Raw genomic sequence first — 11,938 nt, 5'->3', positions numbered from 1 at the left:
TGCCAGTTAAGGCATGCGTTTGAAAGCGTTGGGCGGGTTGCTCATTTAGGCAGCACCGATTGAACTAGCTCTTGGGGGATTGAGACCATGGGCTCGGACTTCATGAAGACGTCCGGGTTGGATTCGCCGTTGACGTTGAGCAGCACCGTGCGGCCAACGCCCTTTTTGTAGAGGTTAGCGAAGTCGTAAACACAGCCAACGATGGCCAGCGTACCGGCTGCAATATCCGCTGCGTATCGCTGGATTGCGAGGTCCATCTGGTAGTGGACATTGCGCTCGACGGCCTTCAGCCACTCCATCTCGTCGTCGCCCTCCGGGTCGATGTCGCGCACTGGAATGTGCAGGCCATTCAGCTCCTGCACGAGGTGGAGTGAGAGCTTTCGGTAGTCCGTGCTCGCGGCTTTGATTGCGCCGCAACGGGTGTGCCCGAGAATGAGCAGCAGAGGCGTTTTCAGGTGGCGTACGCCGTAGTCGACCGAGCCACTGGTCACGGCAAGCTGGTTCCCCACGTTGCGAATCACGAAGACGTTATCAGTCGGGTGCGGGTCAGCCAGGAAGGCGCGGATACGCACGCGGGAGTCACAGCAGGTGAGGACCGTGATGTAGGGATTCTGCTCGTATTGGATGCTGTCGAGTTGTCCGGGAGGCAGTTCTTCAGCGAAGGACTGGTTGTCCGTCAGCATCTTCTGCAGGGCGGAGGTCGGTGTCTCTGATGTCATGAGTATCGTGTTTCGTAGCTTTGTGTTGTAGGTCGGCCAGCAGGCAGTTCGCCCACTCGTTGATGGCCCAAATGATGCGTTCATGCCGGGTGATCGTACGGATCGCCAATGCGCGTGCATCATGGGTGAGTGAATCCAGTTCACGCAAGTATTTCTGGCGGAGCGCCTCTGCGCGGGAGCCTGGAGTCGCGGTTATTTGGGCAATGAGCGCGAGGTCTTCCGGATCTTTGGGGGATGTTTCCAGCATGCTGACTAGCACCGCATCCAGAGACTCCGCCAGGTTAACCGACAGGCCTCTGAGGGATTCAATTTTGCTCAATTCGCTGTGGCTTTTAACGAATCGCGTCATGGTCTCTTCGACCGAGATCAAGTGGTCAAGCTGACGCTGCACGTCAAGCAGCTCCAAAGACGCTTCAGTGCTCTTGACGCGGCGTGTGGCGATTGCTCCGAGGAACGAGTCCAATTCCTCAATGATGGCCAGGGATGAATTGTGCCAGACGTCGATGGAGTTTGTGGGGCCGGATTCACCCTCTTCCCGGACGCAGGCCAAATAGTGGGGGAGGCGCTTGACCACATTACTAATTTCCTGACGCGCCAGTTGCAGGCCGGTTTCCACGTCATAGACGGCTTGGTCGTGGATATAGCGTGGGTGGGCGAGGTCTTCGGCGACAGTGCGCGGCGCAGTCTTGTTGATGTATTTCAAGATCGGCTTCATGAAGACAAAGGCGACGGCGACGACGAGCAGTTGTTGAAACAGAAACGCCAGAGCCAGGTGCAGCTCAACTCCACCAGGCATCATTTGGAGGTAGCTGTGAAACAGTTGTACGCCGCTCAGCCGCTCTCCGTAGAAAAATGCTAACAGTATCAGGCCAGCGATGAGGTTGATGGCTGCCTCAAACAACGTTACTTGCCGCATCTCTCCTCGAAAATGCGCGGTGAGAAAATAGGCGGCCCCCGCAGTGCCAATCGCGGTGCCGTAAAACCCTAGCAACGCCTGGTCTTCGGTGAAAATGCCTGCCTTGTACATGATGATCCCAATCAGCGCCACAGCAGAGGTCGATTGAACCGGGATGCGCAGCAAAACGGCAAACAGGAACGCCAACAGATTCATGGCGGGTAGCGACTGAATGAAGTCGTCGAACTGTGGGTGATTGGCTAACTCCGTGAGCGAGGTCTTCAACAGCCAGAGCCCAACCAGTGTCAGGCCCAGGGAATATAAAGGCGGGAACAGGCCTTGAAAACGACCGCCCAGCTTGAAGTTGATGCAGATGCCTCCGATGCCCACCAAGAACATTGCGAGCACATGCACTTCCAGATAATTGATGAAGACGAGGGTGACCAGCCCCAGATTCGACCAGGCGATCAGGGGCAGGGCTTGGCGGACGGTGGTCAGCCCTCGTGAAATGAGCCCGGCCAGGATGACAGCCACTCCAATCGAAGTTTGGGTGACAGTGCCCAGCGTAAAACCCGTAAAGGCCGCCCGAATAGGGTGTGCGGTGGCGCGCCCAATCTGCTCTCGAAATTTGATGCCCGGTATTTGCTGTAGGCTGGACCGTATGCCCCCTACGCCCAAAAAATACAACCCAAGCCCGGCCAAAGTTCCCCCAATGATGTTGTCGACTTGCATAAACGCACGAGATATGGAGGCTTTTGTCCTTCGTCGCAAGTCCAGTAAAATTAATGCAAGATTAACGATTTACTTATGTCCTGAGGACTTTTGCTCGGTCCTTTTTACTGGCTAAAATGTATAGCGCTTTGCATAGTTGGCAGCAAGATTGCTAATTAACGATTAATGAATATGCAGGCGCATTACAGAGGAGGGTTTACCTTAATCGAGCTTTTGACCGCTATCGCCATTGTTGGCATACTGGGCTCGATACTCTTTTCCTCAATTGGTAATGTGAAGCAGCAGGCTAACCGATCAGCGGCGACTTCGCAAATGCGTTCGATTGGTTCGGCTGTCCTGATGTACACTCAGCAAAACAATAACATATTGCCAGGACCGTTGCGGCCATATCAGCAAACTGCTTATAATCCTGACCCTGACGGGCAGGACCAATTGGCGACCTTGTTAGCGAGTTATTTGGACGTCAATGAGGGGGTCGGCTTGACGCTTGTGCCGGCTTTTCTGACGCCTGGGTGCGAAGAAGTGATGTCGCACATGGAGTCCACGCATATCATCGCTTTCATGCTCAATATGCAAATGGGTTTGAAAACTGGCGCCCCTTTTAAACCTTGGGGAAGCTCGGAAAAAGGCCCCAGGGGCGCGCAGCCTAAAAGCTTTAGCGTATTAACCAATGAATGGGGGTTCGTTCAGGCGGATGCGCAGTTGCCTTTTGTAAAGGCTGATATCGCTAACCGAATGCCCGCAGAGCCGCTTTATGGGGATAACCGACTTGCTTGGTTTTTCGATGGTAGCGTCCAGTCGGTGCCACTGGATTATTTTAACGACCATACTCCCGGCCAAGGCGGCGGAGGCGGCGGCCAAGGCCAAGGTGGAGGATCGGGTCAAGGCGGTGGCCAAGGCGGCGGCGGGGGTAAACCCGGTGGCGGCAAGCCAGGCGGAGGTAAGCCTGGTGGCGGTGGTGGCAAACCACCTCCCCGCTAGGCGCGTCCTGAAAGCAGTTAACTGCTGGAACGCCTTTGCGGATTAGTAGCTGGCTATGCTTGAATTCGGGTATTCAATCGTTCTCTGCCCCCCGTGGCGCTGTGGCGCTTGCTCAATGGATGGCGTTTGGCGCTCGATCTTTTGGATGTAGCTCAGTAGACGACGGCGCATGGCTTCCCGGACTGGAGCATGGCTCTCGAAGTCCACTAGATTAGCCAATTCATAGGGATCGGTCTGCAAATCATAAAGCTGGCTTTCCGTGTAAGTTGGCGAGTCTGCTTTGCCCTTGTATTCCTCAGGCGCGGTGACTGCGTATTTCCAACGATTGGTGCGAATGACGCGGCCAATGGGCATGCCGCCATCGCCAAATTGGATAAAGGTTTCTTCCGGCCAGCCTGCTGTCTCATTACGGGTCAAGGGCAGCAAGGAACGTCCTTCCACGCTCTCGGGGATGGCGATGTTCGCGCTGTCGAGCAGGCTGGGCATCAGGTCCACCAGATTGGCGGCCTCCTGGCGTTCTCCTCCGCCGTTCCACTGTCCCCCCCAGATCGCGAAGGGAACGCGAATCGAGGCTTCATGCGGGGAGCGTTTATACTCGGCATTGCGCGTCTTGAAGTGGCAGCCGTGATCGCTGATGAAGGCGACGATGGTGTTCTCCGCCAAGCCGGTTGATTCCAGCGCGTCCATCAGGCGTCCGAGGGATTCGTCCAAACGCTTAATCATGCCGCAGTAGCCTGGCCAGTGCTGGGGCGCCGATCCGCCCAGCTTGAGCAGGTCAGGGGGGAGGGGCGCGTCGCGGTAGAGTTCTTCGTAACCACGTGGCGCGGGGTAAGAATCATCGGTGTTTTGGTGATGCGGCTCGATGTAGGAATGAAAGAGCAGGAAGGGCTGGCGCGCATCTTTAGGCTCAGCAGCCCGGTCGCCCAAATAGCGAATCATGGCGTCGGTTTGGGCGTCGGAGCGGTAGCCGGGTAGTTGGACTTCGTTGTCGTCGGTGTCCCATAGCCGGGCCGAGTAGGGGCCACTGGTGGTCTCCACGGTATTGGCGCCCAGCCAGTCCTGATACCCGGCGCGCTTGTGGGTAGGCACGGCCTGTTTACCGGTGCTGTTAGACAGGTGCCATTTGCCGAAGTAGGCGGTGCGATACCCGGCCTCGGCGAATAACTCGGCTAGCTTGGGGGAATCTTCGCTCAGATCTATGCCGTTTGCGTAACAGCCAGTGGTTGTCGCGTATTGGCCTGTTTGCAGGCAACTGCGGGCCGGACCGCAGACGGGCTGTGGCGTCACGCCTTGTTTGAAAAAGGTTCCCTGCCGGGCGAAGCGGTCGAAATTGGGAGTCAGGCCAGCACGGTTGCCATTGAGACCGAGGGTGTCCCAGCGCTGCTGGTCGGTGAAGAAGACGATGATATTCGGTTGCATGATGGGGGTTGTTTTCGAGGAGGAAAAGTCCAGCTTGGGAGATCATTTTCAGTAATGCAAGCGTCGTGATTAATCGATCACCCCATCGTCCGCAAATATAACAAAAAACCGCGCACCCAATCGGATACGCGGTTGCAACGTGCCGTTGCATCCAGTCATTGCCGCATTGCGGCAATCGCGATGCGAAGCATCGAGAGTCCTAAGGCTGCGCCCTAGTCCTGGTCGAGCTTGGTGACGGCGATGTGGAGGTCGCGGAGCTGCTTGTCGGTTGCCGGTCCGGGGGCCATGGTCATCAGGTCCTGACCACGCTGGGTCTTGGGGAACGCAATGACTTCGCGGATGGACTTGGCATTGCCGAGGATCGCAGCGAGACGGTCGAGGCCGAGTGCAATGCCACCGTGAGGCGGGGCGCCGAACTTGAAGGCCTTGATCATGTAGCCGAAGCGCGACTCGATGACGTCCTGCGGCATTTGGAGCACGTTCTTGAAAACGCGGTCCTGCAGCTCGGGCTGGTGAATACGGATCGAGCCACCGCCGATTTCCGAGCCGTTGAGCACGACGTCGTAGGCTTGGGAGCGGCAGTTCTTGGTGTCCGTGTCCAGCTTGTCGATGTCTTCCGGGTGCGGCGCCGTGAACGGGTGGTGCGCGGCGACGTAGCGGCCTTCGTCTTCATCAAAAAGCATGAGCGGGAAGTCCACGACCCAGAGGAAGTTGTATTGGCTGTCCGAAATCTCGAGCTTGCCGCGCTTCTTAAGGAGCTGGGCGGACTCGAGGCGGATGCGGCCGAGGATCGAGCAAGCCTGCTCCCACTTGGAGGCAGCGAACAAAATCAGGTCGCCGTCTTCGATGTTCATCTTGGTCTTGAGCGCGTTGAGCTCGTCTTCGCTGAAGAACTTGATGATCGGCGAGCGCCATTCCTTGACGTCGTCACCACGGACAACAATGTAGGCCAGGCCCTTGGCGCCGAGGCTCTTGGCCACGTCTTCCATTGCCTTGACTTCGCCCTGGGAAATGTCGCCGAGGCCCTTAGCGTTGACCGCCTTGACCACGCCGCCGCCCTTGATGACGGACGAGAACACCTTAAAGTCGGTGTCCTTGAGGTCTTCGGAGAGGTCGACGATTTCCATGTCGAAACGGGTGTCGGGCTTGTCGGAGCCGTAGCGGTTCATCGCGTCAACGTAGGTCAGGCGCGGGAACGGCGTGGGCACATCGACGTCGAGCACGTCCTTCCACATCTTCTGGAGCATGCCTTCGATCAGCGCGTACATGTCTTCGCGCTCGATGAAGCTCATCTCGATATCGATCTGGGTAAACTCGGGCTGACGGTCGGCGCGCAGGTCTTCGTCGCGGAAGCAACGGGCTACCTGGTAGTAGCGCTCCATACCGGCCACCATCAGCATCTGCTTGTATTGCTGCGGGCTCTGGGACAGCGCGTAGAAGTCGCCCGGGTTCAGGCGGCTCGGCACGAGGAACTCGCGCGCGCCTTCCGGAGTCGACTTAAACATGGCCGGAGTTTCGATTTCGAGAAACTCGTTGTCGGCCAAATAGTCGCGGCAGGACTTGGTCGCCTTGGAGCGGATGGTCATCATCTCGCGCATCTTCGGGCGGCGCAGGTCGAGGTAGCGATACTGCAGGCGGAGGTCTTCATTGACCTTCTCGGCCTTGGCGTCTTCCAGCGGGAAGGGCAGCGTCTCACACATGTTGTGGACGATGACTTCGCGCGCGGAGACTTCGATCTCGCCGGTCGGCAAATTCGGATTAACGGTCGACGGCTCGCGCAGTTTGACGATACCCGTGACCTGAATGACGGACTCGTCCTTGAGACGGCCGGCGATTTCATGGATTTCCGGGTAATCGGGGTGGAACACAATCTGGGTCAACCCGGCGCGGTCGCGCAGGTCAACGAAGAGAACGCCGCCGTGGTCGCGCACCGACTCCACCCACCCGATCAGGGTGACGGATTCGTCCGCGTTGGCTTGGTTCAACTGGCTGCATGTATGGGTCCGTTTCATGGGAAAAGCCCGCTAAGTAGGCAGAGACCGCCGCCCATTGCAAACAGATTCCGGGCGAAAGACAGCCTATTCAGCATTGATTAAACTAAGGCGCCCCGCAGGCTAACCCATTTCACCATGACCAAGACCGAACGCGCAGCCTATGTTAACCAGCGTCTCGAGGAGCTCTACCCCGTGACGCCTGTTCCCCTTGATCACAAAGACCCTTATACGCTGCTCGTGGCCGTGTTGCTCTCCGCGCAGTGTACGGATAAACGCGTCAATTTGACTACCCCTGCGCTGTGGGAGCTAGCCGATAACCCTGCCGATATGGCTCAGCAAAGCGTGGATGCGATCAACGCGATCGTCCGCCCCTGCGGGCTTGCTCCCCGCAAAGCCCAGGCGATTCACGGGCTCTCGGAAATCCTGATTAATCAGTACGGGGGGGAGGTTCCAGCCGATATCGACGCGCTGGAGGCATTGCCCGGCGTTGGTCATAAGACGGCGCAGGTCGTGATGGCGCAGGCCTTTGGCGTGCCGAGTTTTCCCGTCGACACGCACATCCATCGCCTGGCTCAACGTTGGGGGCTCACGTCGGGCAAAAGCGTCGCTCAGACGGAAAAAGACCTGAAGCGCATCTTCCCCGTTGAGCGCTGGAATAAGCTGCACCTGCAAATCATCTACTACGGTAGAGAGCACTGCACCGCCCGTGGCTGCGATGGAACCATCTGCGAAATCTGCCAAACCGTCTACCCCGACCGCAAACGCGCGAAGGCCACGCGCAAAGCGTAAAATCCGTGTTAAGTTGCAACCATCGCAGAGCCTTGGGGTTAAGCCCTGTGCAGTGATCGCCGATCAAGTAGGCAAAGCATTGCCTCAAGTTAGACGATTGTTAAGATGGTGAGCGTGAAAAATCCCCTCCTCGTGAGCTTGGCGGCTTGGTCGCTGAGCATCTTGGCGTTGTCGGCAGACATCACCATTGATAACTTCACCGACGCGACCAACGACCGCTTTACCAACGACGACGCCTTCATTGCGGATGCTTACAACCTTTCGGCCATTGGCAAGAGTGGCGCTCGCTGGGGCACGTTGGTCAGTAGCAATGTCATCCTTTGCGCGAACCATTATCATCCTCTCGTGGGCAACAGCATTACGTTCTATGCGAGTAATGACGCCACGGGAGCCAGCGAGACACGGACCGTCTCCGCTGGCGAACGCATTGGGGAAACGGACCTGTGGGTGGGGGTGCTTAATGAGCCCTTGCCGGTAGAATACGAGCCGTTGCCCTTTATGACGAACAACGTGCAAAACGACGCGGCCTTCCTCAGTTCGGGGCTGTATAATCAGCAGATGTTTCTGGTCGGCGTGTCGGCTAGCTCACCCAACGTTGCGCTCGACACCGCTATTGGGCAAAATCGGATTGCGGGCTACGAGCTCGATTACGAGGTGCCCGGTAAAAGCAGTGAGCAAGATGCGACGGGGGACGCAATCTTCACCATCCAAAACAGCTCAGGACAAATCGGCTACCTCACCTATGAAGCTCAATTGGAAGACCAGGATTCCGGCGCCCCGATGCTCCAGGTGCGAAGCGGGGAACTGACTATCATCGGCATCAACTGGTTCATTGGCTCGACGGGCGCTAACCGCGTCAGTGGCGCGACTTATGTCGGTAATTATGACGCGGAAATTCAAGCGATTATCGACGCCTACGATGGCCTCAGTGTGCCGAGTGGCTATGGCGCTTGGGCTGCGACCGCATTTGGCTCAACGGACATCTCGCAATACCCGCCGGACGAAGACAGCGATGACGATGGCCTCGACAATTACAATGAATACGCCTTGGCAAAGGACCCGTTGACTTATGATGCTGGCGCAACTGGTTCCATCGACACGACCACGGTTTCGGGCAGCGAATACGCCCAACTCAGCATCACGCTGCAACAGAACGACGACGACCTGAATTACACGGTTCAGACCGGCGGCGATCCAGCCAACCTGACTGCCGCGACCCTGAGCTACAGTGGGGGGTGGTCAGTGGGTAACTCCGCCGTTGCGACGATCGCCTCGTCCGTCAATAACGGCGACAGTACTTGGACCCTCACCCTGCGCGACGCCTCAAGCATGCTTCCTGGAGTGGCCCGCTTTATGCGGATTGGCTACGACGATTAGGCCGTTTGCGGATCGCAGTGTTGCTCGTCAAAGGGGGGATGTTGCTTCCCGCCATTCGCCTTCCAGTAGCACGACTTTAGCGGGATTGGGCGTGCCTCGCTCGTTGCGGTGGAGTTGGGCCAGGACCAAGTCGACCGCCGCGCCTGCAATCAAGTCATACCGGGTGCAAATGCCCGGCGCGACGCTTTCCGCAGACCAGTTCATGGTGATCCAGTGCTTCACGCTGGGCAACGCGTGGTGGATGATCTCGTATTCCCACGCGCTGAGGCGGCCAGTGGTCAGCACCGCATCCGGAGCGAGTGCGCTGGGCATCGCCAACTCCTTCAAGGGAACATTAGGGCTGAGCAAGCGGATTAAGTCAGGCGCGTGTTCCTGGTCTGGATGCATGGCGCGAAAGCCTGCAGAGAGCATGTGGTGCAAACGCTCGTCCATGCCTTGGTCGAGCAGAAAGAGGGGGCGCGCTGCTTTAAGCTCGTTGAGACGCTGCATGCAGCGCCAAAGGCTTCGGTAGTAGTCGTGGCCTGCCCGGTGGAGCACGGGCTCCCATTCCTTCATCCCAATAATCGCGACGGCGAAGGCAGACCAATCCCAGTCCAGCGTCATCGGCTCATATTGGTTGGCGGGGGAGAGGAGGACGCCTGAGATGCCACGCGTGCGCAGCGCCTTGTGTAACTTGTGCGGCGAGATATCTTTGTCCTGAATCCAGAACGGCTCTAGCACGCAGCCGAGCCGCTCAGCCCGCTGTCGGGCGCCGTCAAACACCAGGCTGTAGAAAGGGGTTGCGGCTTCTTCCTTGGGGCAAAACCAGACCCAGGCCAGCACTTCGCGCGAGCGGGGTTTCTGGCTGCGGCGGATCTGCGCCATCAGGGAGGTCAGCCGGGGGTCAGGCTGGTAGCCCATTTCTTCGGCCAGCGCACGGACTCGACGACTCGTCTCTGGCGACACCGAGGGATGCCCCCGCAGCGCGTAGGAAACTGCCCCAACGCTCAATCCTGCGGCGGCCGCCAATTCCCGTATGGTGTGCGCTTTCTGCTTTGCCACGACTTAACGAGTTCAGTGATTGGCGGGCCTGCTGGCAAGCTAATCCACTTTGCGTCTGACTTCGTGGCGGAAGCATCGAACAGGGCGCCCGGGGGGGGGGGAGTGTGGTGAATTTATGCGACTGTCAGAGAACAAAAAGCCCGCCCAATCGCCGGCTGGTGGCGTAGGTGGTGGGCTTCCGGCGGCGTGAGCTTCTGCAAAACAGAAATACTGGCGGCGACCGCAGGTTGCAGCGCCCCGTTGTGTCGGGCGCCTAAACGTCAATGGGTCAAAGGCAAGCTGGCATAATCGGGCGTGCGGTTGGGCGGGGAGCATTAAAATCTCCAGGCGTCGCCAACCAACTGTTTACACCAGTAGGGTTGTGCGAATGGGCCTGTTCAACGATTCCAACCGGGCGCCGCGAACGAATGCGTTTGGCGGACATGGACTGGACTACACGCGCACTATGGCGGGTGTGGGCGGAGGGGAGTGGGGTGCATGGCGGTGAGTGATTCGGGTGATGATTGGATCGAGGGGAGACGCGTAAATCTCCCATCTTTAAGTGATCACCTGAATACTACCAGTTGCGCGGAAAAGACCAAGCTAAAAGTGAACGGGCGAGCATTTTAATAGTGAGTGGCTCTCACTATTAATTGCCCTTGGTAATCAATGGCTTACGCGTGCGAATCCGCGCTTTCCGCCTGTAAATTCCCCCGCACGTGTTGCAGCAGGGCGAGAAGCTGCTCGCAGTCGGCCTCCGAGAGGTCGCGAACGGCAATTTGCGTCAACTGCTGGAGCTGCCCGATGAGGGATTCGTGGATGCGGCGCCCTTCCTCGGTGAGTGACAGGCGGTGGCTGCGGCGGTCATCCGGGTCGGGCTCGCTGGTGACCAAGCCCTGCGCCTTCAGCTCCTTGATGGTGCGGGCGAGCTGGCCTTTGTCGCGGCCGGTGCGCTCCACCAAATCGCTCAGCGTGGCTCCAGGGTGATGATGGAAAAACGCCAGCATTTTGCCCTCCATGTGACGCAGGTTGTACGGGCTGTCCCTGAGTACGCGATACTGCTCCGAGCGAATCACGTGCATCAGCGCATGAATCGACTCGAACACATTTTCGGCAATATTTGCCGAATGTTTGTTGACTTTATCAACTTTGTGCCGTTTCATTAGTTTACTAAGTCAACTAAAATGGGCATTGCCCGCAAAGTAAACAATGAAATCAAACTGAGCGAAATGAAGACTCAACACACAGCCTGCACCCTGACCACATCTCCGGCGTCCGAAGTTCTGGAAGCCCTCTTTGCCGATGCGGCGGCGCAACACGCCGAATTTCACGCGACCGCGACTCCACGGCCGAATCCCTGGCAAGAGGGGCTCACGCCCTTTGAGCGTTTTTCCCGCGCCAAGGACCGGTATATGCCGATCGACCAGCCATTTGGCAATTTACTGTATTCACTCATCCGCGCGACAGGCGCGAAAACAGTGGTCGAGTTCGGCACTTCGTTCGGCATCTCGACAATTTACCTGGCTTCGGCGGTGCGCGACAATGGCGCCGGGCAAGTGATCACCACGGAGTTCATTCCCGAAAAGGCGGCGACTGCGAAGGACAACCTGACGCGCGCTGGCTTGGCGGATCTGATTGATTTCCGCGTTGGCGACGCCATGGAAACGTTGCTTGAGCCTCTGCCGGGGCAGGTGGATTTGCTGTTCCTGGACGGCGACAAGTCGATGTATCTGGGCGTGGTGAAGCTCCTGGAGCCCTTCATGAAGACCGGGTGCCTGATCGTTTCAGACAACACTGATCACGACGGCGCGGCCAGCTACCTGGAGCATGTGCGCCATGCCGACAATGGCTACATTTCCACACCGCTGTTAACGCCCGGTGACCACAAGGGCCACAGTGGGCATGAGGTGTCGGTAAGGCTCTAGTGTGGTGTCCGCGAAGTTTATCTCAAAATAAGCTGTACTTTTTCGGAGAGCCCATTCATGCTCTTTTGCATGGAAACACGTGGACGC

Annotated in this window: 10 protein-coding genes; 4 read left to right on the top strand and 6 right to left on the bottom strand. The window is 57.9% G+C overall.

The annotated features are described in order from the left end of the window. Window positions 1-41 precede the first annotated feature (41 nt). Window positions 42-719 (bottom strand): carbonic anhydrase, encoded by a 678-nt coding sequence (locus RBB63_RS21840; protein WP_309387416.1) that lies wholly within the window; start codon window positions 717-719, stop codon window positions 42-44. Next, the gene (locus RBB63_RS21835) at window positions 655-2,346 is read right to left on the bottom strand and encodes a Na/Pi cotransporter family protein (RefSeq protein WP_309387414.1); all 1,692 of its coding nucleotides are present in this window, start codon (window positions 2,344-2,346) and stop codon (window positions 655-657) included. Before RBB63_RS21835 ends, RBB63_RS21840 begins: the two co-directional genes overlap by 65 nt. Window positions 2,347-2,517: 171 nt before the next feature. Here RBB63_RS21835 and RBB63_RS21830 point away from each other — a divergent pair, with 171 nt between their 5' ends. Further along, a complete protein-coding gene (locus RBB63_RS21830) occupies window positions 2,518-3,327 on the top strand; it encodes a type II secretion system protein (RefSeq protein WP_309387413.1) in 810 nt (269 codons plus the stop codon). Between the two features lie 42 nt (window positions 3,328-3,369). On the opposite strand, the gene RBB63_RS21825 is transcribed toward RBB63_RS21830, so the two are convergent. Continuing rightward, window positions 3,370-4,746 (bottom strand): sulfatase-like hydrolase/transferase, encoded by a 1,377-nt coding sequence (locus RBB63_RS21825; RefSeq protein WP_309387412.1) that lies wholly within the window; start codon window positions 4,744-4,746, stop codon window positions 3,370-3,372. Between the two features lie 212 nt (window positions 4,747-4,958). Next, on the bottom strand, window positions 4,959-6,758 hold the full coding sequence (aspS, locus tag RBB63_RS21820) for an aspartate--tRNA ligase (protein ID WP_309387410.1): 1,800 nt from the start codon (window positions 6,756-6,758) through the stop codon (window positions 4,959-4,961). A gap of 117 nt (window positions 6,759-6,875) precedes the next feature. Between aspS and nth the strand changes: the two genes are divergently transcribed. Further along, entirely contained in the window at window positions 6,876-7,529 is a 654-nt protein-coding gene (nth, locus tag RBB63_RS21815; RefSeq protein WP_309387409.1) for an endonuclease III, read from the top strand. A gap of 114 nt (window positions 7,530-7,643) precedes the next feature. Continuing rightward, window positions 7,644-8,906, top strand: coding sequence for a hypothetical protein (locus RBB63_RS21810; RefSeq protein ID WP_309387408.1), 1,263 nt, complete (start codon window positions 7,644-7,646; stop codon window positions 8,904-8,906). Window positions 8,907-8,933: 27 nt separating this feature from the next. On the opposite strand, the gene RBB63_RS21805 is transcribed toward RBB63_RS21810, so the two are convergent. Continuing rightward, on the bottom strand, window positions 8,934-9,947 hold the full coding sequence (locus RBB63_RS21805; protein ID WP_309387407.1) for a LacI family DNA-binding transcriptional regulator: 1,014 nt from the start codon (window positions 9,945-9,947) through the stop codon (window positions 8,934-8,936). 653 nt (window positions 9,948-10,600) lie between these two features. After that, window positions 10,601-11,089: a MarR family winged helix-turn-helix transcriptional regulator gene (locus RBB63_RS21800; protein WP_309387406.1), complete on the bottom strand. Its 489-nt coding sequence runs from the start codon at window positions 11,087-11,089 to the stop codon at window positions 10,601-10,603. 66 nt (window positions 11,090-11,155) lie between these two features. Between RBB63_RS21800 and RBB63_RS21795 the strand changes: the two genes are divergently transcribed. After that, window positions 11,156-11,851, top strand: coding sequence for an O-methyltransferase (locus RBB63_RS21795; RefSeq protein WP_309387405.1), 696 nt, complete (start codon window positions 11,156-11,158; stop codon window positions 11,849-11,851). Window positions 11,852-11,938: the final 87 nt, after the last annotated feature.

The organism is Cerasicoccus frondis, from assembly GCA_031296915.1.
Classification (GTDB): domain Bacteria; phylum Verrucomicrobiota; class Verrucomicrobiia; order Opitutales; family Cerasicoccaceae; genus Cerasicoccus; species Cerasicoccus frondis.
Note: the sequence above shows the minus strand (reverse complement) of the source record. Positions and strands in the feature narration are given on the sequence as shown.